The 17,755-nt window shown below is 64.0% G+C and carries 15 protein-coding genes; 5 read left to right on the top strand and 10 right to left on the bottom strand.

Annotated elements, in window-relative coordinates; translation table 11 throughout:
* Positions 1 to 2: 2 nt before the first annotated feature.
* Complete coding sequence (locus ACMDW7_RS16010; protein ID WP_377302655.1) at positions 3 to 2,129, bottom strand: cytochrome c biogenesis protein ResB; 2,127 nt, start codon at positions 2,127 to 2,129, stop codon at positions 3 to 5.
* Between the two features lie 121 nt (positions 2,130 to 2,250).
* Positions 2,251 to 2,874 carry a c-type cytochrome gene (locus ACMDW7_RS16015; RefSeq protein WP_377302653.1) on the bottom strand — a complete coding sequence of 208 codons (624 nt, stop codon included), beginning with the start codon at positions 2,872 to 2,874 and terminating at the stop codon, positions 2,251 to 2,253.
* A gap of 207 nt (positions 2,875 to 3,081) precedes the next feature.
* Between ACMDW7_RS16015 and yihA the strand changes: the two genes are divergently transcribed.
* From yihA to ACMDW7_RS16035, 4 genes are all read left to right on the top strand, one after another.
* Positions 3,082 to 3,825, top strand: a complete 744-nt coding sequence (yihA, locus tag ACMDW7_RS16020; RefSeq protein ID WP_377302651.1) for a ribosome biogenesis GTP-binding protein YihA/YsxC — start codon at positions 3,082 to 3,084, stop codon at positions 3,823 to 3,825.
* 407 nt (positions 3,826 to 4,232) lie between these two features.
* Positions 4,233 to 5,240: a porphobilinogen synthase gene (hemB, locus tag ACMDW7_RS16025; protein WP_377302649.1), complete on the top strand. Its 1,008-nt coding sequence runs from the start codon at positions 4,233 to 4,235 to the stop codon at positions 5,238 to 5,240.
* Complete coding sequence (locus ACMDW7_RS16030) at positions 5,203 to 6,342, top strand: magnesium transporter CorA family protein (protein WP_377302647.1); 1,140 nt, start codon at positions 5,203 to 5,205, stop codon at positions 6,340 to 6,342. The genes hemB and ACMDW7_RS16030 overlap by 38 nt, the downstream gene beginning before the upstream one ends.
* Positions 6,339 to 7,322, top strand: a complete 984-nt coding sequence (locus ACMDW7_RS16035; RefSeq protein WP_377302645.1) for a hypothetical protein — start codon at positions 6,339 to 6,341, stop codon at positions 7,320 to 7,322. Before ACMDW7_RS16030 ends, ACMDW7_RS16035 begins: the two co-directional genes overlap by 4 nt.
* On the opposite strand, the gene ACMDW7_RS16040 is transcribed toward ACMDW7_RS16035, so the two are convergent.
* Positions 7,319 to 8,110 (bottom strand): energy-coupling factor ABC transporter permease, encoded by a 792-nt coding sequence (locus ACMDW7_RS16040; RefSeq protein ID WP_377302643.1) that lies wholly within the window; start codon positions 8,108 to 8,110, stop codon positions 7,319 to 7,321. The genes ACMDW7_RS16035 and ACMDW7_RS16040 overlap by 4 nt on opposite strands.
* A gap of 313 nt (positions 8,111 to 8,423) precedes the next feature.
* Positions 8,424 to 10,340, bottom strand: coding sequence for a protein-disulfide reductase DsbD (gene dsbD / locus ACMDW7_RS16045; protein WP_377302641.1), 1,917 nt, complete (start codon positions 10,338 to 10,340; stop codon positions 8,424 to 8,426).
* Positions 10,341 to 10,529: 189 nt separating this feature from the next.
* Here dsbD and ACMDW7_RS16050 point away from each other — a divergent pair, with 189 nt between their 5' ends.
* On the top strand, positions 10,530 to 14,138 hold the full coding sequence (locus tag ACMDW7_RS16050; protein ID WP_377302639.1) for a PAS domain-containing hybrid sensor histidine kinase/response regulator: 3,609 nt from the start codon (positions 10,530 to 10,532) through the stop codon (positions 14,136 to 14,138).
* A 97-nt stretch (positions 14,139 to 14,235) separates the two neighbouring features.
* Here the strand turns inward: ACMDW7_RS16050 and rplQ are convergent, their stop codons facing one another.
* The 6 genes from rplQ to rpmJ all read right to left on the bottom strand — a co-directional run bounded on the left by rplQ (position 14,236) and on the right by rpmJ (position 17,650).
* On the bottom strand, positions 14,236 to 14,643 hold the full coding sequence (gene rplQ, locus ACMDW7_RS16055; RefSeq protein WP_054126388.1) for a 50S ribosomal protein L17: 408 nt from the start codon (positions 14,641 to 14,643) through the stop codon (positions 14,236 to 14,238).
* Between the two features lie 157 nt (positions 14,644 to 14,800).
* Positions 14,801 to 15,808 (bottom strand): DNA-directed RNA polymerase subunit alpha, encoded by a 1,008-nt coding sequence (locus ACMDW7_RS16060; RefSeq protein ID WP_377302636.1) that lies wholly within the window; start codon positions 15,806 to 15,808, stop codon positions 14,801 to 14,803.
* 115 nt (positions 15,809 to 15,923) lie between these two features.
* Positions 15,924 to 16,547, bottom strand: a complete 624-nt coding sequence (gene rpsD, locus ACMDW7_RS16065; protein WP_377302634.1) for a 30S ribosomal protein S4 — start codon at positions 16,545 to 16,547, stop codon at positions 15,924 to 15,926.
* 152 nt (positions 16,548 to 16,699) lie between these two features.
* Positions 16,700 to 17,104, bottom strand: a complete 405-nt coding sequence (rpsK, locus tag ACMDW7_RS16070; RefSeq protein WP_054126391.1) for a 30S ribosomal protein S11 — start codon at positions 17,102 to 17,104, stop codon at positions 16,700 to 16,702.
* Positions 17,105 to 17,156: 52 nt separating this feature from the next.
* A complete protein-coding gene (gene rpsM / locus ACMDW7_RS16075; RefSeq protein WP_377302632.1) occupies positions 17,157 to 17,522 on the bottom strand; it encodes a 30S ribosomal protein S13 in 366 nt (121 codons plus the stop codon).
* A gap of 14 nt (positions 17,523 to 17,536) precedes the next feature.
* On the bottom strand, positions 17,537 to 17,650 hold the full coding sequence (rpmJ, locus tag ACMDW7_RS16080) for a 50S ribosomal protein L36 (RefSeq protein WP_054126393.1): 114 nt from the start codon (positions 17,648 to 17,650) through the stop codon (positions 17,537 to 17,539).
* Between the last annotated feature and the right edge of the window lie 105 nt (positions 17,651 to 17,755).

Here is a 17,755-nt window from a genome sequence, read left to right on the forward strand (position 1 = left end):
GCTCACGTACCGCCCAGGCGCGCCACGGCGGCCTTCAGACGGTCGAATTCAGCATCAAAGTCAAGCGTACGCTTTCTCGCCTGCACTGCGAAGCGGATGCGGCTAGTGCCTGGCTGCTGGGGATCAGGCTCGATCACCGCCCACAGCCGCCGCTCGCGTACATAGAACATCGCGAACACACCCAGCACCAGCAGCAGCGAGCCCAGATAGACAAGGTACTTGCCTGGTGCACGGGTGGTCTGGAACACGCTGGCCTGTACTTGCGTGAATTCGGAGAGCTGCAGCAGGATCGGCGCGCCGAAGAACACCGTATCCGAGTAGGCATTCATGGCGGACTGCAGGAACAGGGCGTTTTCAGCCGTCTGCTGCAGAGGCGGCAAGCCCGCGCGTTCGCGGGCCATGTCGTTGATGAGCTGCACCGTGCCCGCCAGCACCTTCATGATTACATCGGCGGCGCGCTCGCGCTCGGCCTCGGGCACGTTCTGCTCGAGGAAACGGGCAATAGCCGCGTAGCCGCCCTGTGCCTGGGCGCCATAGAGCCCGTTACCTGCATACAGCTCCAACCCGCGCAGCGCGCTGTCCCTGAGCTGCACTCGCTGCGTAGCGTCACCGTCGGTGGGCAGCGCCTGGGTGGCGAACTTGTCAGCCGCCTGGGCACGCAGGGTCGAGTCGTTCAGCGCTGCACGCAGTCGCATGTAGCCGGTCAGCTCCATGTTCTCGTCGGCAGGGAAGCGGATGTAACGGAACTGGTCGTTCGGATTCTCGCGCATGCCTGCAAGAAACACGCGCTGCCCCTCCAACTCCACGGGCACCATGTACATGTTGTACTCACGCGCCTGCCCGGCCTGATCGCGCAGCTTGTAGGAGAAGCTCGGCCCCACGTTCCGGAAGTTGTGGGCTTCCTTGGCGGCAGCGCTGCCCGCGGCCGCTGCCACTGTCTCGCGAAAGCGCCTTTCGACGAGTTCGCTGTTCTCCGGCATACCATTGGCACGTGCCATGTTTTCTACGTTGATGGCGCGGAAACCCGAGAACTCCACGGTGTAGGCTTGGCTCTCGCTCGCATTCGTCAGGCTGGTGGAGGTGCCCACCTCACCTTCGAGCGGGAAGTTGTAGTCGCGCCCACCGATCAGCGGAAAGCCCTTGAGCTTCAACCTGCTGCCACCATCATCGAAACTGCTCTGGTAGACCGCCACGCCCTTGTGGATCAGCGGCTTGTTGACTTCGATGCGGAAAGGGAAGCTGGAGCCATCCGGATCGCGCACGATGACCTCGCTGGCAAACATCTTCGGCTGGCCCGTTGCGTGGTACTCAACAATGAAGCGGTTCAGCTCGAGCTCAAAGGGCAGCTGCTGCACCAGCGTGCCGTCCCTATAGGACAGGATCGAATGCGAGGCGCGCTTGCCTTCGGGAATCAGGATGTTGCCGCGGTAGGAGACAGTGTCGTCCTCAAAGCGCCCGGTCGGCGGCACGTCCTTGAGGAACATGTTCTCGCGCAGCGGTTCCTTGCCGCCCAGCCAAGCCTGCACATGCATCGGCACGGCAGAGTCCAGCAGGCCGCCGACGCAGATGAGCACGATCGACGCATGCGCCAGGATGTAGCCCAGCCGGTTGCTCGTGCCCTTGCGCGCCGCATAGCGCGTGCTTGCACCGTCCGCGCTGGAGGTCGCCTTGGCGGTGTAGCCCTCGGCAACCAGCAATTTCTGGAACTCGCCGTTGGCCTGCGCGCGATCGAGCGCCAGCGTGGTGTCGCCCTTGTGCGAGAACGCTGCAAAGCTCTTCTCGGCAACACGCTCCTTGAAGTCACGCATGTCACCGAGCATGCGCGGCGCATTGCGCAGGATGCAGAGCGTGGTGGACGTCACCAGAAAGGCCATGATCACGATGAACCAGGGCGCGTTGTAGATGGACGTGATGCCCATCTTTGTGAATACCTCGGCCCAGAACGGCCCGAACTGGTTCACATAGTTCACGGCCGGTTCGTTCTGCTTGACCACAGTGCCGATCACCGAGGCGATCGAGATCAGCGTGAGCAGACTGATGGCGAAGCGCATCGAACTGATGAGTTCGACGGCTTCTCGCACCCACCCAGGGCCGCGATCGAGCTGAATACCGGTAGTCGAGATGCTCACGGGGTTTTTGTTCGCTCAGCAAAAAGGGCGGGATAACCCGCCCTCATGTGTATCGGTGCCGCTGGGGGCCTTTAGTCGTGCGGGCGCTTTGACAGACCGCACGCGAAAGGTTCCTCTGCACTCAGCGCAACGCCGCGATGTAGTCCGACACCGCCTTGATCTCCAGATCGGACATGCGTGCGGCAATCGAAGACATCATGGCGGAGTTCTTGCGGGTGCCCTGACGGAAGGCAATCATCTGCGCCTCGGTGTATTCGGCCCATTGGCCGCCCAGACGCGGGAAGTTTGCAGGCAGACCGGCGCCGGCCGGGCCGTGGCAGGCCGCACAGGCGGGAACCTGCTTGGCCGCAATACCACCGCGATAGATACGCTCACCCAGTGCGCGCAGTTCCTTCTCGTTTTTGCCGGAAGCCGGCTTGAGCTTCTGCGCCTCGAAATAGGCGGACACATCGCGCATGTCCTGATCCGACAGCGCAGTCGCAAAGCCGAGCATCACGGCGTTGTTGCGCTCGGGTTCCTTGGCGCCGGGCTTGAGCCTGAAATTCTGCAGCTGCTTGTAGAGGTAATCCGCGTGCTGGGCGGCGAGCTTGGGATTCATCGGGCTGGTGGCATTGCCATCGGCACCGTGACAGGCTGCGCAGGTCTGGGCGATCTGGGCGCCGCGATTGATGTCGACCTTCTGCTGGGCGAACGCCGAACCGGCACAGGCAGCAAGCATCAGCACGGAAACAAGCAACTTGTTCATTGTTTTGATCGCAAGAGATGGGTGGGAGCCTTGGACAGTGCCGCCGAGGGTGGCCATGCCCCTGCATGACGCGCCAGCTCACCACGGACTGACAGGCGTGCTCGATGATTGGTAGATGCACGCCTAGCAACTTACAGCCGATAGATTCTACAATAGGGGTCTCCCGAGCACAGGCATGGTGCCGCTCCGATCCATTTCTGCGACCCCGTGCCGCATTTTTCCCGCCCTGCTCAAAAGAAGCGCACCGCCGCCGACACGACCCGGCCAAAACCCGCCGCAGAACCGTCGAGCCCGCTGACCACGGCGCGCTTCGCCTGCACCTATCCGCGCCTGAATGCGCTGCCGCTGGAGGGCTTGCCCGAAGTGGCTTTCGTCGGGCGCTCAAACGCCGGCAAGTCCAGCGCGATCAATACGCTGGCGCAGCAAAAGGCGCTGGCCTTCGTCTCGAAGACGCCGGGTCGCACTCAGCACTTCAACTATTTCGCCATCCCGGAAGGCGGTCGCGGCACGGCCGACACCGCAGCGGCCGGCTACCTCGTGGACCTGCCGGGCTATGGCTTTGCCAAGGTGGGCGGGCAAGCAGAGCGCAGCCACTGGGGTGAAGACTTCGCTGGCTACATCGCAGCGCGCCAGCCGCTGGCGGGGCTGGTGATGCTGATGGATGTGCGCCACCCGCTCACAGAGCTCGATGTGCAGTTGCTCGGCCTGGCGCCGGTCAGTCTGCCGGTGCTCGTTTTGCTGACGAAGTCGGACAAACTCACGGCCAATCAGGGTCGCCTTGAAGCGGCGAAAGTGGCCCAAGCCATTGCGCAACTGCGCCAGACCTGGCGCGGTGGCGTGGTGGACGAAACCGATACCGTGACGGTGATGCCGTTTTCCTCGCTGAGCCGGCTCAATGTGGTGCCTGCGCGGCACTGGGTGGAGCAGCGGCTGGGCTTTAGCAGCGACTGACGCATTGCACGGGCGGATTGCATCAAAAAAAATGCCTCGCAGCGTCTGGCGCGCGAGGCATTCAAACACCAGCTGAACATCAGGGGGGATTCAGCTGGCACCCGCTCAGGGAGGAGAAGCGGGAGACGACGCATCGTCTGAAGCGATAGATGGCGCACTGCGGCAAAAGTTCAAGGGCCGTGTTCCGCATGTGGCGAAATGTTGAGGCGGTGTCCAGCTGCGCAGACCCTGCACGGCCCGGAGAGCCGCGCCAGACCTACACTTTGGCGCTGAGGGCAGGGTTTGTTTCGAGGTGTAACGCAACACCGCCGCGCGGCGCGAAGCCGCCAGCCTGTGCTCTGCTTGCACCTTTCTGCCTGCTGAATGCTGCGCATCTGATCACGCAGCCTCGAACACGGACCCAACCGATGACACCCGCCGACTTTCCCGCACACCGCCCGCGCCGCATGCGTCGCGATGATTTTTCACGCCGGATGATGCGTGAGCATCGCCTCACAACGGACGACCTGATCTACCCCGTGTTCATCCGCGAGGGCACGGGCGTGACGGAAGCCGTTGCTTCCATGCCTGGGGTGTCGCGCTACAGCGTGGATACCCTGCTGCCGATCGCGGAAGACACGCTGAGGCTCGGCATTCCGGTGCTGGCGATCTTTCCTGTGATCGATTCCGCGCTGAAAGATCTGCATGGCAGCGAAACGCTGAATGCGGATGGCCTGGTGCCGCGCGCCGTGCGCGAGCTCAAGAAGCGCTTTCCCGAGTTGGGCGTGCTGACCGACGTAGCGCTCGACCCATACACCAGCCACGGTCAGGATGGCGTGATCGACGACACCGGCTATGTGCTTAATGATGAAACGGTCAAGATTCTGGCGCAGCAGGCCGCGCTGCAGGCCGAGGCCGGCGTGGACATCGTTGCGCCATCAGACATGCAGGACGGACGCATCGGCGCCGTGCGCGCTGCGCTGGAGGGCGGCAATCACATCCATACCCGCATCATGGCCTACTCCGCCAAATACGCGAGCAGCTTCTACGGCCCGTTCCGCGATGCGGTGGGCAGTGCCGGCAATCTGGGCAAGAGCAACAAGAAGACTTATCAGATGGACCCGGCCAACACGGACGAGGCCCTGCGCGAAGTGGCCATGGACATTGCCGAAGGCGCGGACATGGTGATGGTCAAGCCCGGCATGCCCTACCTCGACATCGTGCGCCGCGTAAAGGATGAATTCCGCTTTCCCACCTACGCCTATCAGGTCAGCGGGGAGTACGCGATGCTAAAGGCCGCGGCTGCAAATGGCTGGCTTGACCACGACGCCGTGATGATGGAGAGCCTGCTGGCCTTCAAGCGCGCGGGGGCAGACGGCATCCTGACCTACTTCGCGCGTGACGCGGCGCGCCTGCTTCGCGCTCAAGACGCCTGAGGTCCGGGCAGGCATGGAGCGCCTGGTCTTTCAGCAAGGCAGCCTGCGCCGCGACGGCGAAGTACCGCCGGCACCGGGCTTTCTCTGGCTCGACTTCTCGCACGACGAAGTCGCCGAGGACCCGGAGGCCTGGCGGGCCGATGTGCACGCCGCGGTCGGCGAGTGGATCTTCGAGGAGCACGCGATCGATGCGCTGAACCTGCAGCATCCGAGCTACTTCGACGACACGAGCAGCTACGACATGATCGTGTTTCGCAAGCTCGCTGTGCCGCGCGCCGAGGGCAGCTTTGCGGACACCGGGCCACTGGGGGATCAGACCGGCAGGGGGCTCACGCTGGGCGCGCTGCAGACGCGGCCGATCACGTTCTTCCTGTTCGATCACGCACTGGTGACGGTGCGCAGCAGCGAATCGCGCACCATCGACCAGTTCAAGCAGCGCTTGTTTGCGATCGTCGGCAAGAAGGACATGACCGGCAACGGTGCGGCCACCGGCAACCGCCTGCCTGCGCGGCCCGATGAACTCATGCTGCGCCTCATCAACACGCTGGTGGACAGCTACCTGGCCCTACGCCAGCCGCTCACCGAGCGACTGGATCACTGGCAGCGCGAGTTGCTCGCCCCGGGGCGGGCGTTCTCGAACTGGCGCGCCCTGCTGGATGCGCGCATCGAACTGCGCAAGCTCGAAGCCTTGTCCGAGGAGCAGTACGACGCGCTGCAGGAGTACCGCGACAGCGTGCTCGATTCACCGGCCTGTGCAGAGCGCGAGAGCGTGCTGGTGCGCATCAATGACGTGATGGAGCACATTCATCGCGTGCTGAACCATGCCCGTCGGCTGGAGCAGACGGTGGAGTCTGCGGTGCAGTTGAATTTCTCGGCGCAAGCTCAGAGAACCAACCGCATCGTGCAGATCCTCACCGTGGTCACCGTCATCATCGCTCCGCTCAATCTCATGGCCGGCCTGTACGGCATGAACTTCGAACACATTCCGGGTGCCAAGCATCCGGACGGCTTCTGGATCATGCTCGGCGCGATGGCTGCAGTAACCGTCGTGCTGCTGGCCTTCTTCTCGGCCAAGCGCTACATCGACCGCAGCCGGCGATGAGTGCGCACGACCTCGACGCGGGCGCGCCGCTGGCCCAGGCGCTGCGCCGCCCCTGCCCGAGCTGCAAGCAGGGCATGCAATCGTTGCGCCTGGCCGGGCACTACGAGGTACCGATCGACATCGACCTCTGCCTGCCCTGCCACCTGGTGTGGTTTGACCATGACGAGTCTCAACGGCTCAGCGCTGCAGGGCTGCTGCGCCTGCTGGAGCGAATCGCTGCCTCGCACGCCCTCCCGGCCAACGGCGTGCGCCCGCATCTGGACTGCCCGACCTGCGCGCGCAGCATGAAGCTGGTGCACAACCTCACGCTGGCGGGCCGCAGCCTGCAATACAACTGCCCCGGCGGTCACGGCAAGGCGCAGACCTTTGCGCTGTATCTGGCCGAAAAGGGCGTGCTGCGCCCTGTGCTGGTGCGCGATGTGAATCGGCTTGCGCAATCCGATGACGGTGGACTGGAGTGCATCAACTGCGGCGCGGACGTGCCCGGCAGCATCGCTGGGCAGGCAAGCGATCACGCGCAGTGCGGCTACTGCAATACCCCGCTGTATCTCCTTGATGTGGATGCGCTGGCCGATCTGCTCTTGCGCATGAGCCCGGGCCAGGGCCGCGAGCTTGCCCAGCGCCAGCAGGGGCGGCGCGTGGCCGGCAATTGCGGCCAGTGCGGTGCCGCACTCGCGCCCGGCCTGCACATGCGCTGCGGCCATTGCAACGGCACCTTGGCCACCACGCACCTGACCGGTGCGCTGGCGGCACTGCCCGAACGCATGAAGGCCACGCGCGAACGGCGCCGCGCCAGCGACTTTGCACAGATGCCGTCTCTGGACAGCCGCTGGCGGGACCTGAAAGACCTGGGCGAGCGCTGGCACCATGGGCCGCGGCAATGGCGAAGCGGTGCAAGCCGGGCCGAGCGCTCGCGCGAGATCGACGGGCTGGGCGACTTCGTCGAGGCGCTGATCAACGTGATCGACGTCAGCTTCTAGCGGGTTTCGTCGCCTCGGGCGACGGCGCGCTGCAAGTAGATGCGGTCATCGAAGCTCAGCATCCACTGCGGCTTGTAGATGACAAACAGCGTGACCAGCATGCCCACCGTAAGCGCCTCGCCCCAGGCAAGCAGCAGCGCGTAGGGCAGAGCCTGCTGCATGAGCACCTCACCGTTATGCCCGCCCTGCAAGGCGGCATACACACCCAGCTGCAGCGCAGCCGTCAGCCCGAGCACCAGGGCACTGCCAAACAGACCGATCACCAGCAAATACACGAAGAGGTGCTGCGGCAAATAGCGCTGCGTGGCGCGCAGCAGACTGTGCATGGCCCAGCAGGGCCCGGCGGCGCCCAGCAGCACGGTCAGGCCAAAGCGCTCCAAACTGCCCGCGCCCAGATACAGACTGAACACCGCAGCCAAGCCCAGGGTCAGCGTGCCGAGGTGTGGGCCGAACATGAGCGCAATCAGCGTCACGCCAAGAAAGTGGATGGCTGCGCCACCGGGCAGGGGCACGCGCAGCTGCCAGGCCAGCGCGAGCACGATGGCGGCGACCAGCCAGGCATGGCTTGCCGAGGTACCGGAAATCTCCTTCCAAGGCGCGCGCATGAGGCAATAGAACAGGACCAGCACGGCCATGCCCGCAAGCAGCCAGGCCGCACCGTCGGGCAGCAGCGCGGTGGCGGGCGAGGTGCCAAGCCCCGCCGAAGCGTGCGCCCAGTCCGGGCTGAAGAGCCCGCCGGCACCGAGAGTCGCTGCGGCACGCAGCTTGGAGATGGACAGAGCGCGCATGGGCCCACCGCGGCTTGAGGGAGGAGTTCGCCCGCACGCCAGGCGGCGGGCCGCTTCGCGCTTGTGGGTCACCGGCTGCAGCCAGACGGCGGGCCAGACGATGCGCGTATGCGCTCAGACTAGCGCTGCACCATCAAATCGTCAAAGTCTTGTCTTGGACATTTTGACAGGGGCGGACGACTGGCAAACGGCAATTCAATGAAATCTAGCCGAAATTGACGTTATCTTTCAGATCAAATGTGACTTTCCGCTTGCCACTAGCCATTCTAAGCCATCATGAAACGTCAAATGAATATGGCCGAAAATAAATGAATTAACTAGCGCGCTGCAGCGAACCCAGGAATCGCTCTGCATTCTGGAAGCCGATGACCCGGCTGCCCTGAATCTCCTGGCCGTCCTTGGCGAAGAAGATGATGCCCGGCGGGCCGAACAGGCCGAAGCGCTTGAGCAGGGCGCGGTCATCGGCGTTGTTGGCGGTCACGTCCACCTGCAGCAAGGTGAACTCGCGCATCTTGGCGGCCACCGCCGGGTCCGTGAAGGTGAATTTCTCCATCTCCTTGCAGGACACGCACCACTCCGCCCAGAAGTCCAGCAGCACGGGCTTGCCCAGCGCAGAAGCCATTGCGATGGCAGCGTCCAGCTCGTCAGTCGTCTTCACGCGGGCGAATTCGTCCTTGATCGAACGGCCGGCCGCAGCCTGCGGTGCCGTGGGTGCGCCTGAAGTCGCCGGCGGTGCAGCGGCGGCGCCGCGCAAATGTGCCAGCGGTTGCAGCACCTCACGCCCGCCACTGGCCAGGCCGATCAGCTGCAGCGCACCGGCAGCCAGCAGCACGACGCCCACGCCCTTGAACAAGCGCCGCCAGCCAGACGCCGCCTCGGGCAGCGGGTCGAATACCCGCAGGTACACCGCACTCACGATCAGCAGCGTGGCCCAGCCGAGCATCTCCAGCCAGCTCGGAATCACCGGATTGATCATCCAGAGCGCCGTGGCCAGGATCAGCACACCGAAGAAGCGCTTCACGCCCTCCATCCAGCCGCCGGCGCGCGGCAGCAGCGCACCCGCGCCCAGGCCGATCAGCAGCAGCGGCACACCCATGCCCAGGGCCATGGCAAAGAGCATGGCGCCGCCAAAGACTGCGTCCTTGCTCTGCGCGATGAACACCAGGGTGGAGGCCAGCGGCGCCGTCACGCAGGGGCCGACGATCACCGCAGACAGCGCGCCCATGATGAACACACCCACAAACTGGCCGCCGCGCTGCTTGCTGCTCATGGCATCCAGCCGGTCGCGCAGGAAGGCGGGCAGCTGCAGTTCGTAGAAGCCGAACATCGACAGGCTCAGCAGCACCAGCAGCCCGGCAAAGGAGAACAGCACCGCCGGCTTCTGCAGGAAAGCCGCCAGACCCTCGCCCGCAAGGCCTGCCGCCACGCCCATGCCCGTGTAGATGATGGCCATGCCCGCCACATAGGCAGCAGCCAGTGCAAAGCCGCGCGCCTTGGTGAGCGACGCACCCTGCCCCGTGATGATCGAGGACAGGATCGGGATCATCGGCAGCACGCAGGGCGTGAAGGTCAGTGCAACGCCCAGGCCGAAGAACAGCAGCAGCCCGAGCCAGAGGTTGCGCTGCGCCAGCACGGATTCGATGCGGGATTCAGCCGCAGCGACGGCGCCCTGCGGCGCGGCGTTGCCGGGCGCGCTTGTGTTTGTCGTTGCAAGGGCAGGCGTGGCCACCGCAGCGGCGCCCGGCGCACCCGCAACCGTCATGCTGAGCTTGGCCGTGCTCTCCATGGGCGGATAGCACAGGCCGGCATCCGCGCAGCCCTGGCTCGTCACCTTCAGCGTGAAGGCACCGTCTGCAGACTCCACCGGCAGCAGGATGCGCAGCCGGCCACGATGGCTTTCAACATCCTTCTGAAAGGTTTCGTCGAACTTGATCTTGCCTGGCGGAATCTGCGCCGGCCCGAAGCGCACGCTGGCAGGCTCTGCCGCGAAGGCGAACTTCTCGCGGTACATGTAGTAGCCGTCCGCGATGTCGAAAGCCACCTCGATGGTGCGGTCATCCACCGCCTTCGCGCTGAACTGGAAGGCCTTCTCGGGCTCGAGGAAGTCGTCTTTGGCTGCGGCCGGCGTCAGGGCAGTAAGTGCGGCAAGGGCAGCGAAGAACAGCGCAGCGATCATGCGCAGCAACGTGGCGGTCAGACCGGGGCGGGAAGCGGGTGCGAAGCGGTTCATGGGCTCACTGTGACGCCTGAGGGCCGAGGCGGGTTCCTCGGCTGGCCGCGTCGGGCGGCCAGAGCGGATTGTCGCAGAGCGGGATGCTTCAATTTGTCAACGACGCGGCATCCGGTCCGCGGGGAAGCGCTATGAGCGCGGGGCTTTGCAGCCCATAATCGATCGCCCTGCCGGTCGACTCGCCCGCTCATGCCGAACCCTCCCTCCGATCAACCCGCCGAATTGCTGAGCATCGATGATCTGACGCAGATCATCGGCATCGCGGGTCTGTCGGTCTTCGTTGTGGACGCGGCAACGCGCACCATCCACCTCTCGCACCCACCTGTGCCCCTTGGGCGCGAATCCGGCATGGCCACCTACAGGCCAACCGAAGTGGCGCTGGATCGCTGGTTCCGCGAGCTGCATGCCGATGATCTGGCCACCTGCCGCAGCACCATTGACCAGGCGCTTGGTGGGCATCTGGACCGCTGGGACTTCGAGTACCGGCAGCAGGACCCGACCGGACGATGGCATTGGCTGCGCTGCCGGGGTGTGGCGCAGCGCAGTGCAGCCGGGGCAGTGACGCGACTGATCGGCAATCTGCGCGATGTCACGCACCGACGCCAGATGTCCGAGGAGCTCGCGCAGACGCGGGCCCAGGCCGAGGCGCTGGACAAGACCCTGCGCGCCGCGCTGGATCACGTGGACATCTCGGTGGCGATCTTTGACGCGCATGAGCGCCTCGCCCTGTGCAACGCCGCCTACCGCCGCGACTTCGTACCTGCCTACCCCGGCCACACACTGGAGGGTATGACGATCGAGGAGATCGTCACGGACGTGGTGGAGCGTGCCGAGCCGGGCACAGCCAGCATGCCGCGGGAGCTGTCCACCTGGGCAGCGCGCCGCCTCGCCGACTTCCGCCGGGCAGACGGTCAGCCCAAGCTCATCCAGACCGACGCTGGCGAGTGGCTGCAACGTGCCGACTATCGCACCGAGGATGGCGGCACCATCACCATCAGCAGCGACGTGACCCACCTGCGCCGTGCAGAGGCGCAGGCCCGGCTGCTCGCCGCAGTTGCGCAGGTCACCAGCAACGGCATGGCCATCAGCGATGCAAAGGGGCGGGTTACCTGGGTGAATCCGAGCCTGGAGCAGATGAGCGGCTATGCGGGCGCCGATCTTCTGGGCAAGCGCCTGCACCAGCTGCTGGTGGGTGCAGACGGTTCCACGGAGAGTCTTCAGTGGATCGTCGAGCGCATCGAGGCGGCCGAGCCTGCGCAGGCCGAGCTGCTGCTGCAGCGCGCGGACGGCACGCCCTTCTGGGTGCGCTACGAGGTGCAGCTCATTCCCGGCCCTGACGACGAGCCGAAGCGGCTGGTGCACGTCCTGACCGATGTGACTGAGCGCCGACGTTTCACGAATGCGTTGGCCAAAGCGCAACAAGCCGCCGTCAACGCGCAACAGTCGCTAGAAGATGCCATGTCGACCGCGGAGATTGCCCTGGCGATCTACGACAGCCGCGAGCAGCTCGTGCTGTGCAACGGTCGATACGCGGCGGGCCTGGGCGTAGGCGTTACGCCTGCACAGCTGCGCACACGCAGCTTCGAGGACGTGCTGCGTCTAGCCCTGCAGAGCCCGGCAGGCCGCGGTGCAGATGTGATCGCAGAGAACGAAGACCGCTTCTTCGAGGAGCGTCTAGCGCAGTTCCGGCGCGCCGACGGGCAGCCAATCCTGCAGCAGATGCAGGACGGTCGCTGGGTGCAGCGTTCCGAGTTCCGCATGCGCAACCAGGGGACCGTCAGCGTGCGCCAGGACGTGACTCTGCTGAAGGCGGCGGAGCTGCGTGCGCAGCAGCTGGCGCTGGTCGCCACGCACACCAAGAATTCGATCGTGATCAGCGATGCACGCGGGCTCGTGACCTGGGTCAATCCAGCGTTTGTGGAACAGACCGGCTTCAGCCTCGAAGAGATGCAAGGGCGCACGCCCGGCGCCGTGCTGCAGGGCGAAGGGACCGATGCCGCAACCGTCGCTGTCATGCGCGCCAGCCTGCGGTCCGGCCAGGGGTTTGCCGTCGAGGTTCTGAACTACACCAAACAGGGCGCGCCGTACTGGGCTGCGATCGATGTGCATCCGATCCGCGACGACTCGGGGCGAGTCACGCAGTTCGTGTCCGTGCAGACGGATATCACCGAGCAACGCGCCGCCTCCGCCGCGCTGATCAAGGCCAAGGAGGATGCCGAGGCCGCCAGCCAGGCGCGCAGCCGGTTTGTGGCGAACATGAGCCACGAGCTGCGCACGCCGACCAGCGGGATCGTGGGCCTGCTCGACTTCGTGCTGCGCGACCCGGTCACCGAGGACCAGGCCCGGTTCCTTGGCCTTGCTCGGCGTTCTGCCACCGCGTTGCTCGCGGTCATCAACGACATCCTGGATCTGTCCAAGCTGGAGTCGGGCAAGCTCACGCTGGCAAGCGAGGGATTCGATATTGCGGGTGTGACCTACGAAACGTGCCGCACGCTCGCTGCGCAGGCGGGCTCCAAGCAGCTGCGCTTCAGCGTCTGGGTGGGTGATGTCCCGCCGCTTGTGCTGGGAGACGGTCAGCGATATCGGCAGGTGCTGACCAACCTGCTGTCGAATGCGTTCAAGTTCACTGACGAGGGCGAGGTCGCCGTGTCACTGGAGCCGGCAGCCGGCTGCCCCAGTCAGCTTGTGCTCAGCGTGCGCGATACGGGCGTGGGGATTCCGGCCGACAAACTGCAGCGCATCTTCTCGCCTTTCGAGCAGGCGGATGACACGGTTTCCCGCCGCTACGGGGGCACAGGCTTGGGTTTGGCGATCTGTGAGCTGATCTGCCGCGCAATGGGCGGGCGGATTGAGGTGGAGAGCTCACCGCTCTCGGGTAGCACGTTCAGCGTCTGGCTGCCACTGGTCGCCCAGCACAGCCCTGCGCCGAACCCAAGGCTAAACAGGCTGCGCGGGAACGCGATTGTGCTGTCGCTGCATAGCGATGGTTGGTATAGCCCCGTCGCGAAGAAACTCACGCAGATCGGTTTGGCGGTGCGATCGTGCAGTGGTGCTCAGGAGGCGCTGGCATTGCTCGAGCAACGGGGGCGCGCTGAGACGGACATGTTCGTGATCGATTCGCCGCGGGGCACAACTGGCATGACTGTCGGTGCCGTGCTGCGGGCCTTGAACAACGCGTTGAGTCCCTCCTGCGTGCGAGTGGTTCTGGTGGATGCCGACGAGTTTGGGCACGAACTCCTCATGCAGGCACGCGAGCACCAGTGGGCGACGCTGATCCGACCGCTCGACCCCGCTGATCTGGTTGAGCTCAGCCTCAAACGGCGTGATTCGGACGATCCGGCGCCCGCGGCGGCGGCGCCGTTGCAAGCCGTGCGGCAAGCCCTGGTGATGCGTAATGGCAGGACGCTGCGGGTTCTGGTCGCGGAAGACAACCCAATCAATGCACTCATCATCGAGCAGCAGCTCAAGCAGCTCGGCGCCGTACCGACGCTGGTCGACTCAGGCACGGACGCAGTGAAGTTGCGCTGCGATCAGCACTTCGAGCTGGCCTTCATGGACATGCACATGCCCGAAATGGGCGGTGTCGAGGCGACCCAGCAGATTCGCCGTTGGGAGGCGGCTACAGGGCGAGACGCTCTGCCAATCTATGCGCTGACCGCAAACATCCTGCCGGAGGATCGTGATCGCTGCCTGGCGGCAGGTATGAATGGGTTCATGACCAAGCCCGTCCAACTTGAAGAGCTGCGAGCGGTGCTTGAGCAACGCGAGCAACCAACTGCTCAGCACTCCGGCCGCTGAGCGCTCGGGTGCGAGCACGTTCCGGCAGTTGCAAAGTAAAAGGGCCGCAGTGCGGCCCTTTTACTGGTGATCGACAAGTGTCTATCTGTCGAGAGGTTCACTCGCCTTTCGGTGCGGGGGCGTCGCTGGGCATCGGCTCGGTGGTCTCCGGACGATCCACCAGCTCAACCAGCGCCATGGGCGCGTTGTCGCCCTTGCGAAAGCCATACTTCAGAATGCGAACGTAGCCACCCGGACGGTTCTTGAAGCGCGGGCCGAGATCGGCAAACAGCTTCAGCACGTTGTCGCGGTCGCGCAGGCGGTTGAAGGCAAGGCGCTTGTTGGCCAGCGTGTCAGTCTTTGCGGTCGTGATCAGCGGTTCGACGACGCGACGCAGTTCCTTGGCCTTCGGCAGCGTCGTCTTGATGACTTCGTGCTTGATGAGGGCGTTGGACAGATTTCGGAGCATCGCGAGGCGATGCGAGGAGGTGCGGTTCAGTTTCCGCAGGCCGTGGCCGTGACGCATGATGAATCCTTTCGTTGAGTCTTGATGGGCTGCTTCTTCTATCGCCCATGCGGGGCGCGGAGCAGTGGGTCGTGCTTTGCGGCTGCCTCGGGTCTGTGCCTTGGTTCAGCCGCGGCGGTGAGGTGTCTCCTCCGCACCGCGGTTCTGTCGGGAGTACTTAGTTGCGGTCGAGGCCGGCGGGCGGCCAGTTCTCGAGCTTCATGCCCAGGGTCAGACCACGGGCAGCAAGCACTTCCTTGATTTCATTGAGAGACTTGCGTCCCAGGTTCGGCGTCTTGAGCAGCTCGTTCTCGGTGCGCTGAATCAGATCGCCAATGTAGTAGATGTTTTCGGCCTTCAGGCAGTTCGCGGAACGAACCGTCAGCTCAAGATCGTCCACCGGACGCATGAGGATCGGATCCACGGACGGCGAGCTGCTCGTGGCGCCACGCACGATGGGTGCAGCTTCCGCAAGGATCGCTTCGGTCTGGCCTTCCAGTGCGGCGAACACGGCAAGCTGCTCGACCAGGATACGCGACGACTGGCGCACCGCCTCTTCCGGGGAGATGGCGCCGTTGGTATCGATGGTCAGCACCAGCTTGTCCAGATCGGTGCGCTGTTCGACGCGTGCGCTCTCGACGGCATAGCTCACACGCCGAACCGGCGAGAAGGATGCATCCATCACGATGCGTCCGATGGTCTTGCTGTGGTCGTCTGCAAACGCGCGGACGTTGCCAGGCACGAAGCCGCGGCCCTTCTCCACCTTGATCTGCATTTCCAGCTTGCCGCCGGCCAGATGGGCGATCAGATGCTCGGGGTTCACGATCTCGACGTCATGCGACAGTTCGATATCGGAGGCCAGCACGGGGCCTTCACCAGACTTGCGCAGCGTGACGGTGGCTTCGTCGCGGTTGTGGAGCTTGAACACCACACCCTTGAGGTTGAGCAGGATGTCTACGACGTCTTCCTGCACGCCATCCAGCGTCGAGTACTCGTGAACGACGCCGGCGATCGAGACTTCGGTCGGCGCATAACCGACCATGGAGGACAGCAGCACTCGGCGCAGCGCGTTGCCCAGGGTGTGGCCATAGCCGCGCTCGAACGGCTCCATCGTGACCTTCGCTGAGAAAGGCCCGACGGATTCCACTTCGATGCTGCGCGGCTTGAGAATCGGGGTATTGGCCATGCGATTTTCCTTTCAATGCACTTGCGAATGCATTCTTGAAAAAGTCATTGCCCGCCAAGGCACTCGGGGCTTCGGAAGCCGCGAGTGCAGGGCGAGCGAGAAAACCGGGTCTGAATCAGCGCGAGTACAACTCGACGATCATGCTTTCGTTGATGTCCTGGGCGACATCCGCACGATCCGGGACCTGCTTGAAGACGCCTTCCATCTTGGTGGCATCCACAGACACCCAGCCCGGAAAGCCGGACTGTGCCAGGAGCTGGAGACTATCGATCACACGGGTCTGCTTCTTGGACTTGTCGCGGATGGCGACCACGTCGCCAGCCTTCACGCTGTATGACGGAATGTTCACGGGCTGGCCGTTGACAAGAATGGCCTTGTGGCTGACAAGTTGACGAGCCTCGGCGCGAGTCGAACCAAAACCCATGCGGTACACGACGTTGTCCAGACGGCACTCCAACAGGGCGATCAGGTTCTCACCTGTATTGCCCTTGCGGCGATCAGCCTCTTCGAAATAGCGGCGGAACTGGCGTTCGAGAACGCCATACATGCGCTTGACCTTCTGCTTTTCGCGCAGCTGTGTGCCGTAGTCCGAGGTGCGAGCACCGGAGGTGCGACCGTGTTGACCGGGCTTCGAATCAAGCTTGCACTTGGAATCAACAGCGCGACGCGCGCTCTTGAGATAGAGGTCAGTGCCCTCGCGACGGGAGAGCTTCAGCTTGGGGCCGAGATAGCGTGCCATGGAGAACTTCCTTTTCAGGTATTCGTACACGCCTGCTGCGTGACGAGTCCGGCTTGTTTACTTCGACTCAGCACCATGCTGAATCGGCCCCTGCCGGACCAAGGGGAAGAGCGGACTCGAAGGCCCGCTCATTCAACATCAGGACGAGCGCGTCAGATACGACGGCGCTTCGGAGGGCGGCAACCGTTGTGGGGGATCGGCGTGATGTCCTGAATGGATGTCACGCGAATACCCACTGCGTTGAGCGCGCGTACAGAGGATTCGCGGCCGGGGCCGGGGCCAGTGATGCGCACTTCTACGGTCTTCAGACCATACTCAAGCGCAGCGCGGCCGGCCGTCTCGGCAGCGACTTGCGCTGCGAACGGCGTGGACTTGCGAGAGCCCTTGAAGCCCGCACCACCCGCCGTACCCCATGAGAGCGCATTGCCCTGGCGATCGGTAATCGTGATGATGGTGTTGTTGAACGACGCGTGCACGTGCGCAATGCCGTCGGTCACTTGCTTGCGGACCTTCTTGCGAGCGCGCTGGGCGTTGCTTTGCGAGGGAGACTTGGCCATGTTTAAACCTTGATCAGATGCGCGTTGGGAGCGCCGAAGCGCTCCGTCATGCTTACTTCTTCAGTGCAACGCCAGCCTTGCGCGGACCCTTGCGAGTGCGGGCATTGGTACGCGTACGCTGACCACGAACGGGGAGTCCCTTGCGGTGGCGCATGCCACGATAAGAGCCCATGTCGATCAAACGCTTGATGGACAGCTGCACTTCGCGGCGCAGGTCACCTTCAGTCGTGAACTTGCCCACTTCATCACGCAGGCGTTCCAGATCAGCGTCGGTCAGGTCTTTCACCTTCTTGCTGAACGGCACACCCGCAGCTTCGCAAATCTTTCGCGCGCGAGGACGACCGATACCGTAAATCGCCGTGAGGCCGATCTCGGTATGTTGATGGTTCGGGATGTTGATACCGGCAATACGAGCCATTTGGAACCCCTAAATTAACCTTGGCGCTGCTTGTGACGCGGATCCGAGCAGATCACACGAACCACACCATTGCGCTTGATGATCTTGCACTTACGGCAGATCCGCTTTACAGAAGCGAGCACTTTCATGACGTTTCTCCGAAACCTTCAATGACCCAATTGGCGCGGATTACTCTCCGCGCTTCGCACAGGTCATCGGGCGTGAGCCTCACTCTGACCTTGCTTCCGGACTCG

This window comes from Piscinibacterium candidicorallinum (assembly GCF_047549485.1).
Taxonomy (GTDB): Bacteria; Pseudomonadota; Gammaproteobacteria; order Burkholderiales; family Burkholderiaceae_C; genus Piscinibacterium; species Piscinibacterium candidicorallinum.